The sequence below is a fragment of the Arthrobacter sp. TJ-238 genome (genome assembly GCF_058269215.1).
Genome location: NZ_JBZCNH010000014.1, coordinates 1 through 20,953 on the forward strand (window position 1 = coordinate 1; position 20,953 = coordinate 20,953).

Annotated in this window: 21 protein-coding genes and 1 pseudogene; 11 read left to right on the forward strand and 11 right to left on the reverse strand. The window is 62.3% G+C overall.

From position 1 onward, the window contains the following. Positions 1-331 precede the first annotated feature (331 nt). Both AC4D2O_RS18850 and AC4D2O_RS18855 read right to left on the reverse strand, forming a co-directional pair. The gene (locus AC4D2O_RS18850) at positions 332-601 is read right to left on the reverse strand and encodes a ribbon-helix-helix protein, CopG family (RefSeq protein WP_490908934.1); all 270 of its coding nucleotides are present in this window, start codon (positions 599-601) and stop codon (positions 332-334) included. Positions 602-1,138: 537 nt separating this feature from the next. Continuing rightward, entirely contained in the window at positions 1,139-2,110 is a 972-nt protein-coding gene (locus tag AC4D2O_RS18855; RefSeq protein ID WP_490908935.1) for a DMT family transporter, read from the reverse strand. Between the two features lie 31 nt (positions 2,111-2,141). On the opposite strand from AC4D2O_RS18855, the gene AC4D2O_RS18860 reads away from it, so the two are divergent. Beyond that, positions 2,142-2,693 carry a helix-turn-helix domain-containing protein gene (locus AC4D2O_RS18860; RefSeq protein ID WP_490908936.1) on the forward strand — a complete coding sequence of 184 codons (552 nt, stop codon included), beginning with the start codon at positions 2,142-2,144 and terminating at the stop codon, positions 2,691-2,693. 875 nt (positions 2,694-3,568) lie between these two features. On the opposite strand, the gene AC4D2O_RS18865 is transcribed toward AC4D2O_RS18860, so the two are convergent. After that, on the reverse strand, positions 3,569-4,789 hold the full coding sequence (locus AC4D2O_RS18865; RefSeq protein ID WP_490908965.1) for a beta-ketoacyl-[acyl-carrier-protein] synthase family protein: 1,221 nt from the start codon (positions 4,787-4,789) through the stop codon (positions 3,569-3,571). A gap of 207 nt (positions 4,790-4,996) precedes the next feature. On the opposite strand from AC4D2O_RS18865, the gene AC4D2O_RS18870 reads away from it, so the two are divergent. The 3 genes from AC4D2O_RS18870 (at position 4,997) to AC4D2O_RS18880 (ending at position 7,191) form a co-directional block, all read left to right on the forward strand. After that, positions 4,997-5,170, forward strand: a complete 174-nt coding sequence (locus AC4D2O_RS18870; protein WP_490908938.1) for a hypothetical protein — start codon at positions 4,997-4,999, stop codon at positions 5,168-5,170. Between the two features lie 270 nt (positions 5,171-5,440). Then, positions 5,441-5,695 (forward strand): hypothetical protein, encoded by a 255-nt coding sequence (locus tag AC4D2O_RS18875; RefSeq protein WP_490908939.1) that lies wholly within the window; start codon positions 5,441-5,443, stop codon positions 5,693-5,695. A gap of 287 nt (positions 5,696-5,982) precedes the next feature. Then, positions 5,983-7,191: an ATP-binding protein gene (locus AC4D2O_RS18880; protein ID WP_490908940.1), complete on the forward strand. Its 1,209-nt coding sequence runs from the start codon at positions 5,983-5,985 to the stop codon at positions 7,189-7,191. A gap of 137 nt (positions 7,192-7,328) precedes the next feature. On the opposite strand, the pseudogene AC4D2O_RS18885 reads toward AC4D2O_RS18880, so the two are convergent. Then, positions 7,329-7,748 (reverse strand): annotated as a pseudogene (locus AC4D2O_RS18885) (PDDEXK nuclease domain-containing protein); the annotation flags it as partial. Between the two features lie 190 nt (positions 7,749-7,938). Here AC4D2O_RS18885 and AC4D2O_RS18890 point away from each other — a divergent pair. The 3 genes from AC4D2O_RS18890 to AC4D2O_RS18900 all read left to right on the forward strand — a co-directional run bounded on the left by AC4D2O_RS18890 (position 7,939) and on the right by AC4D2O_RS18900 (position 10,585). Continuing rightward, positions 7,939-8,400 carry a GFA family protein gene (locus AC4D2O_RS18890; RefSeq protein WP_490908941.1) on the forward strand — a complete coding sequence of 154 codons (462 nt, stop codon included), beginning with the start codon at positions 7,939-7,941 and terminating at the stop codon, positions 8,398-8,400. Between the two features lie 103 nt (positions 8,401-8,503). Continuing rightward, on the forward strand, positions 8,504-9,244 hold the full coding sequence (locus tag AC4D2O_RS18895) for an MBL fold metallo-hydrolase (protein ID WP_490908942.1): 741 nt from the start codon (positions 8,504-8,506) through the stop codon (positions 9,242-9,244). A 201-nt stretch (positions 9,245-9,445) separates the two neighbouring features. Beyond that, positions 9,446-10,585 carry a low temperature requirement protein A gene (locus AC4D2O_RS18900; protein WP_490908944.1) on the forward strand — a complete coding sequence of 380 codons (1,140 nt, stop codon included), beginning with the start codon at positions 9,446-9,448 and terminating at the stop codon, positions 10,583-10,585. Between the two features lie 78 nt (positions 10,586-10,663). Here the strand turns inward: AC4D2O_RS18900 and AC4D2O_RS18905 are convergent, their stop codons facing one another. From AC4D2O_RS18905 to AC4D2O_RS18925, 5 genes are all read right to left on the reverse strand, one after another. Then, positions 10,664-11,899 (reverse strand): NAD(P)/FAD-dependent oxidoreductase, encoded by a 1,236-nt coding sequence (locus tag AC4D2O_RS18905; RefSeq protein ID WP_490908945.1) that lies wholly within the window; start codon positions 11,897-11,899, stop codon positions 10,664-10,666. Continuing rightward, a complete protein-coding gene (locus AC4D2O_RS18910) occupies positions 11,896-12,258 on the reverse strand; it encodes a UBP-type zinc finger domain-containing protein (protein WP_490908947.1) in 363 nt (120 codons plus the stop codon). The genes AC4D2O_RS18905 and AC4D2O_RS18910 overlap by 4 nt, the downstream gene beginning before the upstream one ends. A 122-nt stretch (positions 12,259-12,380) precedes the next feature. Next, positions 12,381-12,755, reverse strand: coding sequence for a hypothetical protein (locus AC4D2O_RS18915; RefSeq protein WP_490908948.1), 375 nt, complete (start codon positions 12,753-12,755; stop codon positions 12,381-12,383). Positions 12,756-12,845: 90 nt separating this feature from the next. Further along, entirely contained in the window at positions 12,846-13,805 is a 960-nt protein-coding gene (locus AC4D2O_RS18920) for an alpha/beta hydrolase (protein ID WP_490908949.1), read from the reverse strand. A 138-nt stretch (positions 13,806-13,943) separates the two neighbouring features. After that, the gene (locus AC4D2O_RS18925; protein ID WP_490908950.1) at positions 13,944-14,459 is read right to left on the reverse strand and encodes a MarR family winged helix-turn-helix transcriptional regulator; all 516 of its coding nucleotides are present in this window, start codon (positions 14,457-14,459) and stop codon (positions 13,944-13,946) included. A gap of 475 nt (positions 14,460-14,934) precedes the next feature. Here AC4D2O_RS18925 and AC4D2O_RS18930 point away from each other — a divergent pair, with 475 nt between their 5' ends. From AC4D2O_RS18930 to AC4D2O_RS18945, 4 genes are all read left to right on the forward strand, one after another. After that, positions 14,935-17,700, forward strand: a complete 2,766-nt coding sequence (locus AC4D2O_RS18930; protein WP_490908951.1) for a helix-turn-helix transcriptional regulator — start codon at positions 14,935-14,937, stop codon at positions 17,698-17,700. Positions 17,701-17,959: 259 nt separating this feature from the next. Further along, positions 17,960-18,193, forward strand: coding sequence for a hypothetical protein (locus AC4D2O_RS18935; RefSeq protein WP_490908952.1), 234 nt, complete (start codon positions 17,960-17,962; stop codon positions 18,191-18,193). Next, positions 18,190-18,822 (forward strand): NADPH-dependent F420 reductase, encoded by a 633-nt coding sequence (locus AC4D2O_RS18940; RefSeq protein ID WP_490908953.1) that lies wholly within the window; start codon positions 18,190-18,192, stop codon positions 18,820-18,822. Before AC4D2O_RS18935 ends, AC4D2O_RS18940 begins: the two co-directional genes overlap by 4 nt. Before the next feature lie 384 nt (positions 18,823-19,206). Continuing rightward, complete coding sequence (locus AC4D2O_RS18945; protein WP_490908954.1) at positions 19,207-19,572, forward strand: hypothetical protein; 366 nt, start codon at positions 19,207-19,209, stop codon at positions 19,570-19,572. Between the two features lie 123 nt (positions 19,573-19,695). On the opposite strand, the gene AC4D2O_RS18950 is transcribed toward AC4D2O_RS18945, so the two are convergent. Together AC4D2O_RS18950 and AC4D2O_RS18955 are read right to left on the reverse strand one after the other, a co-directional pair. Further along, the gene (locus tag AC4D2O_RS18950) at positions 19,696-20,175 is read right to left on the reverse strand and encodes a glycosyltransferase (protein ID WP_490908955.1); all 480 of its coding nucleotides are present in this window, start codon (positions 20,173-20,175) and stop codon (positions 19,696-19,698) included. A 102-nt stretch (positions 20,176-20,277) separates the two neighbouring features. Next, entirely contained in the window at positions 20,278-20,826 is a 549-nt protein-coding gene (locus AC4D2O_RS18955; protein WP_490908956.1) for a glycosyltransferase family protein, read from the reverse strand. Positions 20,827-20,953 lie beyond the last annotated feature (127 nt).

The window sequence follows — 20,953 nt, forward strand, 5'->3', positions numbered from 1 at the left end:
AAGTTCGGGGATGCTGTCGTCCACCGATCCGCCGTGCTTTTGCATGACCCGCGCCCGCAGATCCTCGAGGTCATAGGTTCCTGCGTCCGGTGTCATCCGTCTACAGTGACACAGGTCGCGCTGCATGAAGGCAGTAACGGGTGCGATTGACTGCGTTCAGGGGAATGGCCTGCGACGACAGGAGTGACTTCCGGCCAACTCGACTGTCCCCTGCCATCGAATGGGCGTGTTCAAGGCACCTGGATGCCAAACCGAATCCGCGACAGCGTCTCCGTAACACCCCGCCTCGGCCCGTCCGGCTGACCATGCGCTAACGGGCGGGCGTGCTGGTTCAAGGGCCGCACTCCGGCTCTTCCATGAGATGCGTCGTGAGCTGTTCGAAGTCACGATCGAATCCGCCCTGCTCGTAACGGGCAGTCTTCTGATTCCAGTGATCTTCCTCGAGCTTTGGCAGGAGGGCATCCAGCGCGAGGCGGATATAGAGACCGCGGCTGCGACCCGTGTGCTCAGCCAGGGCGTCGATCCGCTTGATGGTGTCCGGTGGAAGTCGCACGGAGACGACCTGCCCAGACGAGTGCGGGTGCTGCTTGCTCGTTGCCACGTAGGTCTCTCCTCGTCAGTAGTAAACAAGGTTTACAACTAACCACCGACATCGGGGGCAAGACTGCCATGCCTCGTAGCTGAAGAAGCACCGCACCGCAGCCCCGTGCTCCGTGGTCAGGACCAGTGACGCTCTGCACGGTGAGGTACTCCCCACGAACGACCGACCGGACAGGCGTTGCATAATGCCTAAACCCTTAAACCCCTGTGTTGCAAAGCCTTGAACGGATCCTAGAACTACGTGGTTCGAGCGCAGGTGCACTGTTGCGTTGAGGCGTACCCAAACGCAGCAGGTTGGAAGGGTGGAAAAACCCATCCGAGCGCGACAGAGGATGGTGATACTTACGCATACGGGTTTTGCCACTACTGCAGACCCGCCCTAATGACGGTTTTCATAGTCAGTTCGAGAACGCTTTCTCATCGAGCAGAACTGCGGAGCGCCCGTCGGGGAGGGGTTTGATGCGATGTACAGTCCCTGTCGAGGTCGTCGCGCCTCGAGAGAGGTAGTGGTGATGTCGGTGCTCGGAAGGGCCATATTTCAGTCCGTTCGCTCAAGCTGAGGAGTGGGGGTCGCTGCGTCGTCAGCGTCCGGTGTGCGGTCGTTGGGAGCAGTGGTGTCGGTGGTGTACTCGGGGGATTTGCGGGGGTTCAGTTCGCTGATCAGGGCACCGGCGACGATGAACGCGGCACCGACGATTGCGATCTGTGGGAGGCGTTCGCCGGCGATGCGGCCGATGAGTGCGGCCCAGACGGGTTCCGCGGCGTAGATGATTGTGGCCCGGGTCGGCGAGACCGACTTCTGTGCCCAGTTCATGGTGAGCTGGATAAGGCAGCTCGCCGCACCGAGGGCGACTGCTGAGGCCACCCACACCCAGGAGAATGCCGGTGACTGCTCGCCCACGACGGGCATCGTCAGGAAACCGAGGAGCCCGGCGACGAGAAGCTGCACGACGGTCACCCGGCCGAGGTTGACTTTGCCGGCAAACCAGCTGATGAGGATGATCTCCGCGGCGATCGGGAGGGTGCTGACGATTGTCACGATCCCCCCTGAGCCGAAGGAGAAACTGGTGCTGCCCGGGTCGGCGAGCAGTATCAGGCCGGTGAAGGCAAGCACGACACCGACCCAGGTGAGAAGTCGGGGGGGCTTCTTGAACACGATCCACTGCAGCACGGGCACGAGCGGGACGTAGAGGGCGGTGATGAACGCGGAGGTGCTACTGGTGATCGTCTGCAACCCTACGGTCTGCAACCCGTAACCGAGGAAGATCATCACCCCGATCGCAGCTCCAGCCACTACTTCCTTCCTCGTGATGCCGGGGAGAATCCGGGCGAAGATCACCGCGCTGATGAGGCCCGCGGTAATGAAGCGCATGCCGACGAAGAACCACGGCCCGCTGTACTGCACGGCGATATGCACCACGAGGAATGTCGCCCCCCACACAGCAGTGACGAGAACGAGGGCGAGCTCTCGGCGGGAGAGCCAACGCTCACGGGCCGGTATGTGCAACATGATGCACACTTTATGGTGCAGAATTGTGCACATGCAAATGGGTGGAACATCGCAGGTCCTGGCCCATGTGGGGGCGAATGTGCATCGGTTCCGGACCGCGGCCGATCTCAGTCAGGTCGCCCTGGCAGCCCGGGCCGGTATCAGCAGAAGGACGATCATCAAGCTCGAATCCGGTGAAGCGAATATCAGCCTGACGGGCCTGGACCATCTAGCAGACGCGCTGGGCGTCACCTTCGTCGACCTGGTCGCCGCCCCGGCTGCGGCCCGCGCCGATATTCGCGAGCTGGCCTGGCAAGGCCGACCGGGTAGCTCCGCGATGCTGCTGGCCTCGGTTCCTGCTGCGAGAGACGCCCAGCTGTGGGCGTGGGTATTGGAACCCGGGGACCGTTACGACGCTGAACCCGACCCCGAAGGCTGGTCCGAACTGCTCATGGTCTCCGAGGGATCCATTCGTGTGAGGCAGGAATGCGGCGACGTCGTACTGACTGCGGGTGAGCACCTCGCCTTCGGGACGGCGCAGCGATACTCCTATGTCAACGATGGCGACTGCCTCGCCCGCTTCTCACGGGTTGTCGTCAGCTGATCGAACACATTTTGCAGCATCTGGCCGATGCATGATGACCGATACCACGCTGCACACACCCACCCATGTCGCCGACACGAGTGGGTCACCTCGGGTGGCATTGGGGACAGAAGCGTCGAGGTCAGCAGTGGCCGCGGTGTCGGTCAGCCACCTGTGGGCGGGTGGAGCCCTAAGGGTGGAGCTCAAAGCCGTCCACCTGTGGGTGAGCTACTGTTTCGATCGAAAGCAGGACCCGTGTTGACCGCTCTTGCGCTAACTATGGCGAAGGCGGACTGAAGTCGGCCGTTCCTCCCGCTAGGTTGGCTCATGTACAACCAGCCAGTTCTTGAAGGGGTGGTGCTGATGACAGGTGCTGGGCCGCGGGCAGAACTCGCGGCTGCATCCATGCGGGTCATCCCTGCCAACGAGGCGCCCTGGGAGGATCTTCAATCGGCGCTCAGCGCCGCGTCGCCTGGCAGGTGTCAATGCCAGCGTTACGCATTGCAGCCCCGAGAAAGCTTCGCGTCCTTCCCTGCAGAAGAACGAGCCCAGCGGCTCCGCCAAGCAACGTACTGCGACGATCCAACATCACCTCGGACCACGGGGATCATCGCTTACCTCGGCGAGGAACCGGGGGGGTGGTGCGCGGTCCAGCCACGCACCGCCTACCCGGGATTGATACGGAACAACCATGTCCCATGGGTTGGTCGCACGGAAGACAAGAACGACGACAGTGTGTGGGCTGTGACATGCTTCGTACCCCCCCTCGCATACCGCCAACACGGCGTCAGCCGGGTACTGGCGTGCTCGGCCGGCCAGTACGCATACTAAGGCGTCTTCGACGTGGCTGTCCCCGCTGCTGGACCGACAGGTTGGTCACCTCTAAGAGGGGCCTATCAGGCAGCGGTGATGACGAGGGCAGCGCTGTGGCCGCCGAATCCGAAGGCGTTGGTGATGGCTGCTGTCGAGCCGGCACATCCGGTCGTCGTCTTGATGACGTTGAGGTCGATCTTCGGGTCGGGGTTCTCGAAGTTGAGGGTGCCAGGCAGCTGACCCGTCCTCAGCGCCTGAAGGGTCACGATGGCACCGAGTGTCCCGGCTCCGCCGAGCAGGTGCCCGGTCATGGATTTGGTAGAAGTGACTGGCACGTCATTGCCGACTACCGCCGCGATCGCCCCGGCCTCGAGGAGGTCACCGACGGGGGTGGACGTGGCGTGTGCGTGAACGAAATCGATGTCCGACCCGGTGAGCCCTGCCGCCGCAAGAGCTTTCTGCATCACCCGATGCTGGATGGCCTGGTCCGCGGCCACGATGTCACCGGCATCAGAGGTCACGGCAGTCCCAGCGATCCGACCGAGTATTTGGGCACCACGCGCCCGGGCGAATTCCTCCCGCTCGAGGACGATGATGCCGGCGCCCTCTGCCATCACGAACCCGTTCCGGTCACGGTCGAAAGGCCGTGAAGCCATGGTCGGGTCGCCTTGACTCGTAGACAAGGCCCGAAGCTGAGCGAAACCGCTGATTGCCAGGTCATTGACGCAGGCGTCCACTCCCCCGGCCACGACGACATCGACGGCTCCCGAGGTGATCATTTCGACGCCCTGGGCGATCGCTTCAGCCCCCGAGGCACAGGCACTCACGGGTGTACGGGCGCCTCCCTGCGCGCCGACATCAATCGACACCCACGCCGAAGGACCATTCACCATGATCTGCGTCAGTGTGTGCGGCGAAACCCGGCGCGAGCCCCCGGCATCAAGGGTCCGGACCTGGGACAACACCGTACCCAGACCCCCGTAGCCGGATCCGATCACGACAGCGAGCCTGTCAGGGTCAACATCAGGTTCACCGGCCTGGTCCCATGCCTCCCGCGATGCGACCAACGCCAGGTGCCCGCAGCGATCCATCCGCCGGTACTCCCTGGTGGACAGCAACGCTGCGGGATCTGTAGTGACGCGCCCGGCAATCCGCACCGGCAGCTCCTGCGCCCACGGCTGGTCCAAAGCTGCGATTCCCGAGCGACCCGCGATGAGACTGTCCCATGTCTGCGCGATGGTTCCTCCAACGGGCGTCATAGCACCCATCCCGGTCACCACCACCCCGAGCGCACTCGCTACCAACGACAACACGTCCTTCTACCAGTCGATCCGAAGCGCCCGAGTCTGCCCGCAACGCTGCCCGCCAACGGCCGGGACTCGTTCCAGTACCTCACAAAAGCCCATCCAACCCAAGAAAACCGCAGTTGAGGGGACGGTCCGATAAACGGCGTTTAGTACGGCGATCACGGACGCTTGAGAGGAGGATGGGCCGGTTCTAGGATCGCGGGTATGTCGAAGGACCTGAACATGCCCTACCTGCTGATCGCGTTCACCTTCGGGGTGGTCGGTCTTTCGGGCATGGCGGGCGGCCGACCCAGCATGCTCACGTTCCTCATCCTCGCCGGGATCTTTGTCTGGCTCGGCCTCACTGCGGGCAGGAGCGGTAAGCGCAGCAACGATTAGCAGCAAGGACTAACCTCCTCGCAGGTAACAGCGCACGGATGTCAGCGCGGAGCACGGTATGAGCTCCCCTCGCTTCGCTGCTTGTCCCGCACACACCGAGATAGCACGAACCAGGGGAACCGCCTGCACACTCACCACCGTTACGGACCTGGAGAAGCCACCTTGAGTGAGCGATGAGCTTGTGCCACAGGGGGAGGGTTGGCTCAAGGTCTTGCATCTGCCCTGCGCAGAGGTCTGCGTCGATTCGGGATTTCAGTGGAAGAACTCTGCGTGTATCGCCTGGGCGTGGGCGGCAACGTGAAGGAATACGAGGTCAACGCATACCTGCATGGACTGATCCGCCTTCCCGCTTTTGACCGGGACCTGATCGCCCATTCCGTTAACGAGATGATTGATGACATCTGCCGTGAAGCTCGAGCCTCCCACAGTTCCAGCAAAAACGAGAACACACCCAACACGACCTACAAACCGATCCGGATGCCGACCCAGACGCCGACATTGTCGCCCCCCCTGATGCGAATATAGGAGCTGTCCTTCGGGCGGGTGGCGGTAGGTGGAGCCTGCCTGAGGGTGACAGAGCCCTCACCGGCGTCGCGCCCGACGAGGGGGTCGCTCGGAAGGAGCGGATGTTGTCGATGGTCTACTCCAGCACCGCGACCCGGCCCTTCAGCAATGCGGATCTGGCGGGGCTGCTCGCCGCTAGCCGCCGCACCAACGACTCCTTACACCTGACAGAGGTATGTTGCTCTACCGTCAGGGTCGTTTCCTGCAGGCCCGCACCAAGTGTCCACTTGATCACCCGATCTCACTAGATGCATCTTGAGCTCAACCCTTACAACCCCGGCTCCGGGCTCCGTCCGCCCGTCATGGGAGGCCGGCAGCAAGAGATCGACACTTTCGATCTCATCGTCGCCCGAACCAGACGCGATCTGCAGAACCGGGGCATGGTGCTCTCAGGCCTGCGAGGCGTCGGCAAGACGGTGCTGCTCAACTATCTGCGTGCTCACGCCGACAATCACGGTTGGTTCGCCATTTGGCTCGAAGGCAAACCCGAAGCGCAAGGCTTCACCGAAGTCCGCGAGAAGTTCGCCCGCGAACTGACCTCGGCGGCCCGCCGCTACAACGGACCCTCTGGCAAGGAACGACTCCGTCAAGCCCTGGGAACCATCCAGTCCTTCACTTTGGCTCTGGGCGTCCCCGGCATCAAGGTCGACATCAGCATGGCTTCAGCCCAGGGCGAAGACAACGCAGCCGGCGTGCGGGGTGATCGAGCGAACTCCGGGACGATCGACATTGATCTCGAGGAACTCGTCGAGGACGTGTCTCTGGCACTGAAAGCGGACAACAGCGCCTTCGCGATCTTCATCGATGAAATGCAGGACCTCGACCAGGATCTGCTGACTGCGCTCATCACCGTTCAGCACACCGCTGGCCAGCGCGGGTGGCCGTTCTACATCATCGGTGCGGGACTGCCGAACCTACCCACGACCCTCAGCGAAGCACGGACCTACGCCGAACGGCTTTTCGACTACCGCACTATCGGCCCGCTCGAGGAGGCCGACGCCCAATACGCACTTACCCGACCCGCCAAGGAGATGGGCGCCGAGTACTCCCCCGAAGCTCTCACCACCTTGCTCCAGTCGTCGGGGAACTACCCCTACTTCATCCAGGAATTCGGCAAGGCCATCTGGGACGCCGCTCCCGCCACCCCCTTCACAGGAAGTGACGCGGAGCTCGCCGTCGCACTGGGCCTGGGTCAGCTCGATGCCGGATTCTTCTCCTCCCGTTGGGGACGGGCAACCCGCAAGGAACGCTCCTATCTACGAGCTATGGCCGAAGACGGAGACAACGGCTCCAGCACAAGCCGAATCGCTGAGCGGCTCGGCGTCAAAATCACCGCACTCGGACCAGCCCGAGCACAACTCATCAGCAAAGGGATCATCTACTCCCCCGACTACGGACGAGTCGCCTTCACCGTCCCAGGCATGACCGGCTTCATCCGGCGCCAACACGACGACTGACTGCGCATCCTCGAAGTACGTCTCGGCGCGCCCGAGCCAGACCCGCCTTCGCCAATGGCGCAAATCGCCACCGCAGAGAGTCACGAGGCAGTCATTCCGCGTTGTACGACAACGCCGACAGTTGATCTTGTATCAACTTATGTTGACGAGACCCCTACTCGCTGGTGCTCGAACTCACCTGATCGAACACAACAGTGAGGTTTCCAGCATCCGCCGGCGTCGTTCTGCGGCTGGCGACTTGCGTCGGTGTAGGTGGAAACCACCATGGGAAACTCGGTGTGGCGGGGGTCGTAGCGAGCGGTGTAATCGTTGTTGCTCCCGCACATCAGGGTGCCGACGGTGCCGTTGTGTGTTTCGTGGCGGATCTTGTCGCCGACCAACGCGATGTAGAAGTCGAATCTGCAGGCGTCCTCACACTGGAGATTGTCAGTCATCAGTTCGATGACGAAGTGGCGCAGTTGCTCGACGTGGAAGAACAGCGGGTTGATGTAAAAGTTGTCACCCTCGACCTTGCGGTGCACCCGCCTACCGAAGGAAGAGAAGCCGGACCCGAGCTCGCGAAGGGCATCGACGAGTCAGTTCATGAGGGCCTACTCGCTCACCGTCATATGACGGATGATCCAGGCCGCACCGGTCCGCAAGATGGACTGGTCCCATCGTGGGACGCCTGCACTCTGCCAACAGGTGCGGAGGCCACTCCGAAGCGAATCTGAGAGTGGCGTTCACCTAGCTTTCGAGGAGTTACACATGGCGGACAAGTTCACAGGGCGATGCGAGTGCAGCGCCCTTACCTATGAGTTCAGCAACGCCCCCGACTTCGTTGCGAATTGCTACTGCAAGGATTGTCAGCGGTCGTCCGGCGGTGTCATGGCCAGCTATTTCAGCGTAGCCGAGGACGACTTCAAGCTTCTCAGCGGCACTCCGCACTCCTACCCGTATGTGGCCGACAGCGGAAACACGCTCGAACGCAACTTTTGTCCTGAATGCGGATCGAGGGTGTTCACCAACAAGCTCTCAGGTTTTCCGGGGCAGGTTTTCGTCATGCTGGGAAGTGTCAACGACCCCGAACGAATCAAGCCGCCGACCATGGAGATCTTCACAGCGCACCGCACGTCGTGGACGAAGGCACTGGACGTCCCACAGTACTGGGCGCGCCCCGATGCTGACCCTGAGTCCGCCAGCAAGCGTATGCCCGGCGGGTGCGGCTGAGCAGCCGGACCACCTTAGGCCAGAGGCGGCGGCATCTACTCGCGCCGCCTCTGTGCGATCGACCGCAAACGTGAGGTTGGTACCTGAAGATGTAGGAGGACCAATGAAAGTACAGTCGTTTGGCCCAGTGACCTTTGTGCACACCGAGCACGTGAACTGGGTCATTTACTCTGGCGGCGACGGCGCCATCCTGATCGATAGCGGCTATGCCGGACAGCGTCAGGCATTGCTTTCATCGCTGGTGGAGGTAGGACTGGCCGTGACAGATCTCGATGCTGTCCTCATCACGCATGCACATGCCGACCATATCGGCGGTGCACGCTGGCTCTCGAATGATTACGGTATCCCCGTATACGCCAGCGCAACCGAAGTCCCCCACCTCCAGCGCAAGTACTTACAGCAGGTGGGCATGAAGGACATTGCGCGGAACATCGCGCGTCCTGGGGTGTTTCGGTGGGTCGCTGCCGTCATTCCACTTCTCAGGGATAGCGCGGAGACGAAAGTCGAGGCAGCACTGCCGCTCCCCCTCAACTTGGAGAACCGTGTTGCTGCGCCCGGGATCCCGGTTGTGATACCCCTGCCCGGTCACACGAGCGGGCACACGGGATTCTACTTCGAAGACAGCAGAATATTGGTGACAGGCGATGCGCTCGTGACAGGGCATCGGACGCTACGCTCGGCGGGCCCACAGCTGTTGCCGGCCATGTTTCACCACGACGTGGGACTGGCCCGTCAGACTCTTGAAGAACTTCCCGATCTGGGTGCAGTTACTGTCCTGCCTGGACACGGCACGGCTTGGTCGGGCCGGCTAAGCGACATTATCAGCCACTCCCGGGCATCATGATCAGATCAGGTACCCCGAAACAAAAGTCGGGCCGCGGAGATGCACGACAGACTCAAGCCCGGAGGTACAGCTGGATACTGGTGATCGCCTTCGAAATCTCCAGGTTCAACTGCCATGTGGAAACAGCCGGCCCCTATCCTTTTGATCATGCCCTTGCGTAAGCCCATACCCGCCGCGCGCGTCTCGGATGAGTCCCATAGTGTGACGAAGTTCGAGCTGTTCTTCGACCTGGTCTTCGTCTTCGCCTTCACGCAGGTCACCGGTCTGATGGCACACGAACATTCTTTCTTCGGTGTGCTTCAGGGAATGATTATCCTCGGCTTGCTGTGGTGGTCCTGGGTGTCTTTTGCCTGGCTGGCCAACCAAACTCGTGTGGACGAAGGCATTGTACGATTCGGGCTCTCAGCGGTGATGGTCGCAGTCTTCATCGCCGCCCTGGCCATTCCGGAGGCCTACCACGACCTTGAGGGAGGCTTGCATGGCCCCCTCGTCCTCGCCCTTGCGTACATCACCGTGCGGATCCTGCATCTGGGTCTCTACGCCTACGCGGCAGGGGAGGACAAACCGCTCCGACAGCAGGTCATCAAGATGACTGGTGCCATGGTTGTCGGATCAACCCTCATCCTCCTCGGAGTCGCTCTGGGCGGATCAGCACAAACGTGGCTGTGGCTGGCGGGAATGACCATCGACACCGCCATCACCTACGTGACATCCCGACACGGCAGCTGGCGGGTGCATTCAGCGGCTCACTGGACTGAGCGTTTCGGACTCGTCATCATCCTCGCCCTCGGCGAGTCGATCGTAGCCATCGGAGTTGGAGCCTCTGAAGAGCCTGTCAGCATCCCTGTTCTCATCGGGGCGTTCGCCGGCGTCGCTCTTTCCATCGGCCTGTGGTGGCTTTACTTTGACGTCACCGCGATCGCCGCTGAGCACCGGTTCGCCTCGCTGCGCGGAAGTGCTCGTGCCGCACTGGCTGTTGACGCCTACACCTACCTGCATCTGTTCCTGGTGGCCGGTATCGTGCTGACCGCGCTGGGTATCGAAGATGCTCTTGCACACGCCGAGGAAGTCGAGGGGTTCGGTATGGTCGGTGCTTTCGCCCTCCTCGGGGGCCTTGCCCTGTACCTGCTGGGGAACGCATCCTTCTGGAGGAGAGTCGGCGGTGGCTGGAAGAGATGGAGGCTCGGTACAGCCGTGCTCTTCCTGGTCCTCGTACCCGCAGGCGCGCATCTCCCACCTCTTGCGGCGCTGATCATGGCAACAGTCATTACGGCCGCTCTCGTGGCGATCGAAACTTCTCTCTACGCGGACCACAGGGCCGCCATCCGCGTCTCACGCTGATGGCGGCCCTGTTGTCGGCCGCTGCCGGTTCCCGTGCGAAGCTCATCGGGAGGTAGTAGGCGAGCCTTGGCTCCTGCGTCAGAAGGCCTCTGCAAGGAAGCGGTGGGCGAAGGTCACGGCCATAGCCCCCTCCCCTACCGCTGATGCGACCCTTTTGATGGAGTTGTGCCGGACATCTCCGGCTGCGAAAGAACCAGGAACACTCGTCTCCAAGTAGAACGGCGGTCTGTCCAATGGCCATACTCCGTTGAGGTCCTCGCCGTGCAGGTCAGGCCCTGTGACCAGGTATCCCAACTGGTCTCGGACGATAGGGGTTCCTGCCGCCCAATCGGTTTCCGGTTCCCCTCCGATGCAGATGAAGAGCCGACTCGCCTCGTGCTCCTCCTGACTACCCGTCGCGTCACTGAGAGCGACGCCGGTCAATACTCCCCTTTCAGAGCGCAGGCCGGACACGCGCGTCGTAAGCCTGACCTCCACGTTCGGCTGGGCCGCTATACGTTCGGACAGGTAGGTCGAGAGTGTGGCGGCAAGGGATGTCCCCCGCACGACCATCACGACTCGCGCCGCGTAGGCCGCGAGGTTCATGACGGCCTGACCGGCGGAGTTCCCGCCGCCGACGACGACGACCTCGGTGTCGACGCAGTTCCCGGCTTCACTCGTCCCTGCGCCGTAGTACACGCCCCGGCCGATGAGCTGTTCTTCGTGCTCGAGGCCAAGACGGCGCCAACGCACTCCTGTGGCGCACACGTTGGAACGGGACACCATCGTCGAGCCATCCGCGAGTGTCGCGTACATGAGCCCATTGCGGAAGTTGCCCTTGATCCCTTCACGCATGATCAGGATTTCTGCGCCGAAGTCGAGGGCCTGTTGGCGTGCCCGCTCAGCGAGCTGGGCACCGGCAATGCCCTGTGGGAATCCCAGATAGTTCTCGATCAGGCTGCTGGAGCCGGCCTGGCCCCCCACAGCGTCCCGCTCGAGGACCACGACCCGTAATCCCTCAGACGCGGCGTAGACCGCTGCCGATAGACCGGCGGGGCCGGCACCATAGATTGAGAGGTCGTATTCGTGGAGCTTGGGTGTGGAGAGCCATCCCAGTGCCCCGGCGACGGTGGAGACGGTTGCGTTCTTCACGCGGCGGCCGTCGGGGAACTCGACCAGAGGAAGCAACGCGGGCTCGGAGAATTCGATGGAGCCGACGTCTTCCCAGGCGTAGGTGATTCCGCTCCTGGTGAGGAAGTCGCGGATAGCGAAGGCCTCCGGGCTTTCCCTTCGCCCGATCACCCGCAGTGCAGCGGCCGCTGCTGTTTCGCTCATGTTCGACGTCCGGCGAAGAGGAGGGTGCGCCAGTTCCTCGGCACCCTGTCCAGAGGTCCTGGCACTCCCTGGGCATCGGGATGACTGGTCGGCGGTGCCAGTTCCGGACCGGTGAACATCTGTTCCAGAGGGTAGCTCCAGTACCAGTCCTCACCGGGTTCGAAACTCTGAACGATAGGGTGCCCTGTTTGCCTGTAGTGGACGGTGGCGTGCTTGTTCAACGAGTCGTCGCAGCATCCGACGTGGCCGCATGCTGCACAGCGACGAAGGTGGACCCACCAACTTTCTGTCTCGTCACACTCCACGCACCCCTTCCCGCTGGGAGGGACGGCCTGATCAATTCCAGCTTCGATATCCACGGGTTCTCCTCGTCCTGTTTCGTTGGTAGCTGTTCGCCACCGGCGATTTCCTTGCCTGGCGCTGCTTCCCGGACACGTCCTCACCTTCAGCCTGCAGGATCTATCCGTTGACCCGATGCACGTCAGGAGTGTGCAGACTCCTGACGTGCATCGATGAGGACGTACACGGCGGCGATAGCGCCGTCTCTGATGGTGAGGACGTCGCGTCCTGTCACGATGGCCGATGACCCTTCCGGGCCCAGGGACCATGGATAGGTGGAGAGGTCCTGAGCGGTTTGGATGGGGCCGGTGAGCTTTAGGCGCATGTTGGGCAGGGCGCCGTGCAATCCGTCGATTGCCTGCTCCATACCGGAGTGGCCCCTGTAGGTTGCTTCCGACTCCGCAACAAGGACAGCCGATGAATAGAGCTGTGCCACCGCGGTGGAGCGTTGGTCGCTGGGAGGGGAGTTCCAGATTCTCAGGTGCTCCTCAGCCATGGCATCGATGAAGTCGGTCATGGGCTTCTCCTTTGAGACCGTCATACACGTATTGGGGGTGCGCCGTGGAAAGTGGGGCAGATATGTCAGCCACATCCGCCCCACTTGTTCCTAGGCCAGTGATTCCTTCAGCGAGGCAACGGCGAGGATGATCGCGTATTTCGCGGCCTCGGTGTCATGGACGGAATTGATCATGACGAAGTCGTGCACGACTCCCCCGAATCGGGCGTTGGCGACCTTGACGCCGGCCTGGCGGAGCTTGGCTGCAAACGCCTCGCCCTCGTCCCGGAGGACGTCGGCTTCAGCGGTGATGATCAGGGTGTCGGGCAGGCCGGCGAGTTCCTCGAGGGAGGCCCGCAGAGGTGAAGCGGTCGACTTGGCTCGCTCGGACTGGTCCTGGGTGTACTGGTCCCAGTACCACTTCATGGCTTCACGGGTCAGGAAGTAGCCCTCGGCGAACTCGTCGTAGGAGCCTGTCTCGAATGCGGCATCGGTGACAGGGTAGAACAGCACCTGCTTGGCGAAGTTCAGGTCGCCGCGCTCCTTGGCGAGCAGGGAAACGGCGATGGTCATGTTTCCTCCGACCGAGTCGCCGGCGATGGCCAGGCGGCTGGCGTCCAGGCCCTTCTCGCTGCCGTTGGCTGCAACCCACTGGGCCACCGCGTAGCTCTGCTCGATGGCTACCGGGTAGCCGACCTCGGGCGAGTTGTCGTACTCGGGGAACACCACGGCGGCGTTGGCGCCGATGGCAAGGTCTCGGACCAGCCGGTCGTGGGTGTGCGCGTTGCCGAAGACCCATCCAGCGCCGTGGATGTACAGAATGACGGGAAGATCCCCGGTGCTGTTCAGAGGCTTGACGATACGGGCCTTCACCGAGCCAGTCGGGCCACCCTGGACCTCGATCCATTCCTCGTCGATGTCGGGCTTGAAGATGGGTGAATCCTGCACACCGTTGACAGCCTTGCGCCCTTCGGCCGGAGGCAGTTCGTTCAGGAAGGGCGGGTTGGCGGTCGCATCGACGAACGCCTGCGACTCCGGGTACAGGGCGTAGTTCTTGGGGTTTCCGGCCATGGTGGCTCCATTTCTCAAGCGCGGGTATGAGGGCTGTTGCCTCTTGCCCACCTTGGCCGAAGCCGATCGCCGAAGCATCCGTCAAGTGACGTACTCACTATCCAGCGTGAACCGACGCGGGTGCTCTCCGAGGTGTTCTCAGGGGTGATCATCGGGACGCGGCAGCGTCCCGTACTCGATCAGCTGGTCATAGATCAGCTCGAACGTATCCGACAGCATCTGCATCCTGTCCTCATCGAGGACACCGAGGAACACCTGACGGATGAGACGCACATGGCTCGGTGATACTGCCGCCATCGTGGCTCTGCCGAGCTCGGTCAGCACGACTTCGGTCGACCGCCTGTCCGCGGCGTTGGGCCGCAACTGCACGAGGCCCCTCTCGCCCATGCGCTTGGCATGATGACTGACCCGACTGCGCTCCCACCCGATGCGCGTGGCAAGGTTGGAAACGGCCAGGGTCCCGTTGATGTCGCTGATGAGGGCGACGAGGATGTCGTAGTCGGCCAGCGAAAGATTGTGGTCGGATCGCAGCTGCCGATTCATCTCGTACCGCAGGCGCAGGTGGACCTTCATATAGGCGTACCACGCGCGCGTCTCCGTGTCAGAGAGAAGAGCGAACGGCGACTCCTCGGCAACTTCGTAACGTCCTGACATCCATGTCCTCCTCGACCTCTGAACAATACGATCACACCGACACATACGCACTTCATCCGTCGGACGCCAGTGCTGCGGATGGACTTCCTCGATCTGGGAGTGTCCCGTACTCCGATCCACAGCGCGTTCAGCCCGACGCACTCTTGCACCCTCGGCGAATATTTGTATGATATTTCACGCAACTAGCTGACGCAGGTGCGTACTCCTTCCATTTCCATCCGGGAAGCTGACGGCGCTGGTTTTGAGCCAGTAAACACGCGGGGTGCCATTTAGTAGGCGGCAACATGAGCCTCCGAAGGCCGACCTCCGTCGATCCGATGACGTGTAACAACAAGAGGGATGCTGTGATTGGAATCCGACGACGTGCCGGCGACGGGCACGACCCCTTCGTGATACCGGGATGCCGGTCAGAGTTCAGACTCGCTATCGCAGGCGACCGAACGACCTGTGGAACCGCGCGTTCGAAGGTGTTCTCATGACAGGTTTCAGACCTCAGTCTCTTGACCTGACTCAGGGACCCATCAGCGATCGCCTGATCGGGCGCGAGCAGGAGCTCGAACGAATCTCCTCCTTGCTGCCGACAGCAGCAGCCTTCAGCCAGAGTCTCGTGATCGAAGGTGAACCGGGTATCGGGAAGTCGGCGCTGCTCAGGCATGCCGAGAAGCAGGCGCGGTGCGCAGGACTGAGGGTCCTGCGGTGTACGGGCATGAAGCAATCGGAGACGATCGGCTACAACGCCCTGCACGAGGTGTTGTATCCGGTACTGCACCTTCTGGATGCGATTCCCCCGCGCCAGCGCGATGCACTCATGACAGCTCTGGCGATGCGGGAAGGCCCATCGCCGAGCAAACTTGTTGTCTGCGTGGCAACCTTGAGCCTGCTCGAAGAGGCTGCGTCGGACAAGCCGTTGTTCATCACCGTGGATGACCTGCATTGGCTGGATCAATCCAGTGCCGACGTGCTCATGTTTGCTGGTCTGCGTCTGACCAGCGCCCCCATTGCCATGCTGTTCGCAACCCGACCTACCTGGGGCTCGACGGCGACAACGGACGACCGCATCGAGCGGCTTCTCCTGGAACCCCTCAATCTTCGATCGGCGGAGGATTTGATGGCTGCCGTCGGAGCGGACCTATCCCCCAGCGAACAGGCAAGAGTACTGCGGGAGGCCAACGGTAACCCCCTGGCGCTGCGCGAACTGGCCGTTGCATTGCGTCAAAACGGGTCAGAACAAGCATTTCTGCGCGCAGTGCTTCCCACGACGGAACGCCTGGAGCGTACGTTCCTCAGTCAGCTGAATTCCCTACCCGATCGAAGCCAGCAGATGCTCCTGCTGGCTGCGGTAGCCGAGGACGTCGGCCTTCCGGACCTCCTGCAGGCAGCACATTCTATGGACCTCGTCCTTGCCGATTTCAGCCCGCTCGAACGCGCTGGTCTTGTACGTATCGAAAGCAGTGCGGTGCTCTTCCGACACCCTGTCCTCCGGGCAGCCGTCCAGGGCGCGGCCACCAGTGATGACATGCGTCGAATACACGAAAGCCTTGCGCAGGCGGTGACCGATCCGGACCGCGCCGCATGGCATCGGGCTGCCGCAACGTTCACACGTGATGAGTCTGTGGCCGGCGAGCTGGACGACGTCGCCCGGCGCGCCGAAGGCCGCGGGGCCCTTGCAGAAGCCGCAGCGACGTTCCGGAAATCTGCCATGCTCTCGAAGCACATCGGTAGACGAGCGTCTCGGCTGGCATCGGCAGCTGCTGCAGCGCGATCGGCGGGAGATACGGGTCATGCGCTGGAGAGCCTTGAACGCGCAGAACTCATCGCAGAGGATCCGCAGACGATCTCGGATCTTGTGAGCATCAGAACCGTGATGAACCTGACCTCCGGAGCGAGGGGTTTGACGCGCAGTGACCTCGAGTCGATCTTGGAGAAGCTCACCGGACCACAGAACGATGAGTACCGGACGGTCGTCCTGTGGTGCGCTGCACTCACGGCTCGGGGCCGCAACGCCTCCATGGAGGACTGCGACTGGTTACGGGAGGAACTACAGTCCACCGGCAGGGGGAATCCGCTCAGGACAGTTGCCCTGGCGGTTCTGGGGCCACTTGGAAGCAGCCCGGATCTCCGAGCGGAGCTACCCCAACTGGTGTCGAGGCTGGTGGATAATCCGCTTGGCCTGGTGTCGGTCGCGATCGCGGCGGAAGCCCTTCAGGACCTGGAGACCGCTCTGACCGCCTGGAGTCTGGCGTACGAGATCTTCGCGAGCCGGGGAGCTGCAGGAGACGAGGTGCAGACACTACGGGGTCGATCGAACATCTCCCTGCTGTGGGGGCAGGTGAGGGAGGGCCTCGCCGATGCGGAGTACGCCATGAGAATGGCTCAGGACACCGCTCAATCCCTCCTGGAAAGCACGGCAGCGGCCACTGTCGCTCGTGCCCACGCCCTCCTCGGGGACTTCGATCAGGCCGAACTCGCGCTAGCCCACAGTCGCGCGACCATGAAGGCCGCGCCCCTTTCGATGACGAGTGCGGATGCACGGTGGGCCGCCGGTCTCATCGCCCTGGGGCAACAGCGCTTCCGCGAAGCGCTCATCGAATTCACGCACATGAGCGTGCACCCAACGCGCGCCCTCTGGGCGATCGCGGACCGCACCGAAGCCGCTGTACGCGCAGACCGGGCCGAGACCGTGATGGAGAACGTGACGTATGCGGACACCATCGCCAAGGGATACCGCTCTCCTTTCCTCATCTCCCTGGTGGAGCGCAGCAAGGCACTTCTTGCCAGCCCGTCACAGGCGAGCACCCATTTCGAACGAGCAATCGAACATGGGGAGCTCAGCGAATCCTCCTTGGAGCTAGCCCGCACCCAGCTCCTGTACGGCGAATGGCTCCGCCGTGATCGCAGACCTACGGAAGCACGCACGTACCTTTCGGCAGCACTACAAACGTTCACGTCCATTGGCTCCCGGCACTTTGCTGATCGGGCTGCCCAGGAACTCAGAGCCGCTGGAGAATTGCCTCGACGCCCGACCACACCCGCCCCTGCTGCCCTGGATGCGCTCACACCTCAGGAGCTTCAGATCGCCACGCTTGCCAGCCAAGGCCTGTCGAACAAGGAAATCGCGGATCAGATCTACCTCTCCCACCGCACAGTCAGTACCCACCTCTACCGCGTCTTCCCGAAACTTGGCATCACTAGCCGATCCCAGTTGCGTCAGGCTTTCGATCGCATCAATGCCACGACCTAGTACCCGGATCCCCTACCGAGCCTCACGGCACCACCCATACCGTTGGCGAAGTCTCGATCGGTGCACGTCCCATCGCTCTACGACTCCGCTGTGCGGCCAGTTCCGGAACACATACGTCACATCACGGATGCCTACCTTGGCGCAAGCCGTCAAGGATGGTCTCGACGGACAAGGGAGCGTTCCCCACCGCCTTCCCTGCGGCATGAGGACTGCGACCAGCCCGGACTCATCGAGACAGACCACTGTGAAAGAGGAAATCATGGCAACCTTCCGACATGCATCTGCTGTAGCAGACGCCCGCACGTATACCAATGCGGCCGCCTTCGATATTCAGAAGCTGGGCGAGGAATCGATCGAGGCGCAGGCACTGCACAATCTGCTCAGCGCGGTGCAGTCGCTCATCAACGCGATCGACGACGACGGTGACGACACCGCAGGTGAGAGCTCACCGGTGAACCAGGCATCGGCCGAGAACGACAGGACAGAACAGTGAAGGCACTGGGAATCGTCGGAGCCGGTAACGTCGGCAGCCAACTCGCCAGGAAAGCCCTGGAAGCGGGGTACACAGTCGTCATCGCCAATGCCGGCGACACAGCAAAGCTGGCCGCACTGGTATCAGAACTCGGCCCGAACGCGACAGCCGGCTCGGTCACCGAAGCAGCTCACGCCGGAGATCTCGTCTTCGTCTCCATCCCGGTCAGTTCCTACACCGCCCTGAGAGCCTTGGACTTCGAAGGCAAGGTCGTCATCGACACCGGAAACTACTATCCGGAATACTTTGGACACGTGCCAGAACTCGATGCCAGAACAACGACGACCTCGGAACTGCTGCAACAGCACCTCGTCTCGAGCTCCGTGGTGAAGGCCTTCAACAATCTCGGAGCGGCGGACCTCACCACGGACGGACAAGCCGCAGGGACCGCCAACCGGCGCGCCCTGACCGTCGCGGGCGACAACCAGGATGCAAAGAAGGAGGTCTCCGACGTCGTCGACGCCGGGCCGCTCTCTGAGGGCTGGCGATACCAGCGCGACCTCCCGGCCTACGGTGTGCGCCTGAACGCGACTCAGATGAGCGAAGCACTCGCAGCCGCACCCGCTGACGCCCGCCCTGCTGCAACCTGAAGCTCCACTTCCAGCCCACGAGATTGACACTGAACGTGAGTGCACGTGGACGAACCTGATGCAGGGGATCACCGAGCGATCAACGCGATGATCAGGGCTCCTCTGGCCGCAGATGCGTCAGGAATCAGGTCAGGAGCGACAACAACCATGCACTGTCGCTCCTGGCCAGACTCGTCCCATGAGGATCTCAGAGACCCGCGACTAGACGAGTCCGAGGTTCCTCCGTTGGCACCCGGGTCTATGTAGGAAAGATCAAAGATGAATCCCTTACCTTCCTCGCCTTCCGCTGGTGAAGCGGCCTCAGGGTTGTCGAACCGCCCCCTGGCGTTCTACAACGCACTTTTGAAGGAGCATTCTGTACTCCAGTCGGCACGGGGCGTCACCGTGAGCGAATCCAGCAGCCGTGCGTCTCTCTACCTCATGACGTTGTCCAGCGCGCTGGTGGCCTTCGGATTCCTCGCGGACACAGAGTTCGCCGCAGGCATTCTGGGTGTCATCATTCCCGTCGTCCTGCTACTGGGGCTCTTCACCTACGACAGACTGATCGACACCTCACTCGAAGACGTCGCCACCCTAGCGGCTATCCAAAGGATCAGACGCTTCTACGGGACTCTGCTTCCAGGCGCGGATCAGTTCTTTCCAGTTCCCGTGAAGAAGCAGGCACTCAATGAGCTGCTCGAAATGGGGCGACCCTTGTCCTGGCCCTGGCACACGGGCTGTACCAGGAACGCCGGTACGCCCGGCTGCTGAGGACCCTCGCATGATCACCGCCGTAGAACAGTGGACCAGTAGAACAGGAAAGCAGTAGAACGGCTCAGCAGCGCTCCGAAGGATGCAGAGAAAGGATGCAGAGCACTGCTGCGCCGACGTCAGCTAGTTCTCTTGCGCTCCAACGCGGGACAGCAGCGCCTCAACTGCAGCTGCCGGCTGGGGTCGCCGTGCGTTCTGACCCTGAATCCTTTGCGCAGCTTCCTTGAAGCACGGTTCATTCAGGACCCGTGCGATTGCCGAACCGACGTCCTGCGGTGTTTGAACAACGATCGCTGCGCCGGCACCGGCCGCGCGCTCGCCATTGATGAACTGGTCCGCCCCTTGCGGAAGGAGCACCAGGGGAATCCCCTGACTCAGAGCGCCAAGGACGGTTCCTGCTCCCCCGGCGCTGACCACAACGTCGGTTCCGGTAAGGAGATCGGCCATCGGATGGAAAGGAACGTAACGAACTGCCTCCTGATCTACTGTCGCACTGGCCGCTCCGACGGTCGCGATCACTTGGTGGCCCGTCATGTCGATGCTGTCGATGATGTCCCTCGGAAGGTCCTCGTTTCCAAAAACCGTTCCCAGAGTGACCAGCACTCTCGGGTCAGGTCCGTGGTCTCGAGGCCATACCGGGGCGCTACGGGCTCCGGGCCGGGTATGAGGTGTACCTCTGAAAGGAATGCTCGTGGGCCCAGCGAGTCATCCTGGAGCCTGCAGCATCGGAGGTGTCGGATCGAGCACCGCAAGCGGTGTGACCGGAACCAGGCCGCGCCGTACGTATCGATCCGCGACGACCTCGACCATCGGTTGTATGAACTCCTCCGGGACCGCCGGCCCGAACGCTACGATCGCTGACGGAACGCCCAGGGCGGCCGCGACGAGCGGCCCGACGAAGTCGACTGCATCGCAGATGATGACGTCAGGTTGCCATTCCCGCGCCGAAGCGACCGCGGAGTCGAAGGACAGATCGACGCGGGTGCCGGCGAAGAACTCGGCCACAGAATCCGGCTGCGGGTTGTTTGCCGGATCGCTGCCCGGGAGTCTTCGAGCGACCTCGGCGAACAGGACGTCCGGCATCGGCCCCCCGTCGATGACCGGTATTCCCGGCATCTCGACATTCATGATTGCGGTCATGCCCGGGCTGGTGAGCAGTGCTACATCATGCCCAGCAGTGTGGGCGGCATGAGCCAAGGGGACGAGGGGAAGAAGGTGGCCCATGGCGGGCACGCCTGAGAACAGGATGCGCATGGCGATCTCCTGGTGTGGTTGGTGAATGGCATGGAGCGTGGGTGCTTCGATGGATGAATTCGCTCGGAGATGCTGGTGACGAGAGGGCCGGGCACGGGCATGCCGACGCCGGCAGTCGGGTGAGGAA

Coding starts and splice junctions, on each gene's coding strand:
- AC4D2O_RS18855 (WP_490908935.1), bottom strand. CDS start 2,110: ATGTTGCACATACCGGCCCGTGAGCGTTGGCTCTCCCGCCGAGAGCTC.
- AC4D2O_RS18860 (WP_490908936.1), top strand. CDS start 2,142: ATGCAAATGGGTGGAACATCGCAGGTCCTGGCCCATGTGGGGGCGAAT.
- AC4D2O_RS18870 (WP_490908938.1), top strand. CDS start 4,997: ATGTCGAAGGACCTGAACATGCCCTACCTGCTGATCGCGTTCACCTTC.
- AC4D2O_RS18880 (WP_490908940.1), top strand. CDS start 5,983: ATGCATCTTGAGCTCAACCCTTACAACCCCGGCTCCGGGCTCCGTCCG.
- AC4D2O_RS18890 (WP_490908941.1), top strand. CDS start 7,939: ATGGCGGACAAGTTCACAGGGCGATGCGAGTGCAGCGCCCTTACCTAT.
- AC4D2O_RS18895 (WP_490908942.1), top strand. CDS start 8,504: ATGAAAGTACAGTCGTTTGGCCCAGTGACCTTTGTGCACACCGAGCAC.
- AC4D2O_RS18905 (WP_490908945.1), bottom strand. CDS start 11,899: ATGAGCGAAACAGCAGCGGCCGCTGCACTGCGGGTGATCGGGCGAAGG.
- AC4D2O_RS18915 (WP_490908948.1), bottom strand. CDS start 12,755: ATGACCGACTTCATCGATGCCATGGCTGAGGAGCACCTGAGAATCTGG.
- AC4D2O_RS18920 (WP_490908949.1), bottom strand. CDS start 13,805: ATGGCCGGAAACCCCAAGAACTACGCCCTGTACCCGGAGTCGCAGGCG.
- AC4D2O_RS18925 (WP_490908950.1), bottom strand. CDS start 14,459: ATGTCAGGACGTTACGAAGTTGCCGAGGAGTCGCCGTTCGCTCTTCTC.
- AC4D2O_RS18930 (WP_490908951.1), top strand. CDS start 14,935: ATGACAGGTTTCAGACCTCAGTCTCTTGACCTGACTCAGGGACCCATC.
- AC4D2O_RS18935 (WP_490908952.1), top strand. CDS start 17,960: ATGGCAACCTTCCGACATGCATCTGCTGTAGCAGACGCCCGCACGTAT.
- AC4D2O_RS18955 (WP_490908956.1), bottom strand. CDS start 20,826: ATGCGCATCCTGTTCTCAGGCGTGCCCGCCATGGGCCACCTTCTTCCC.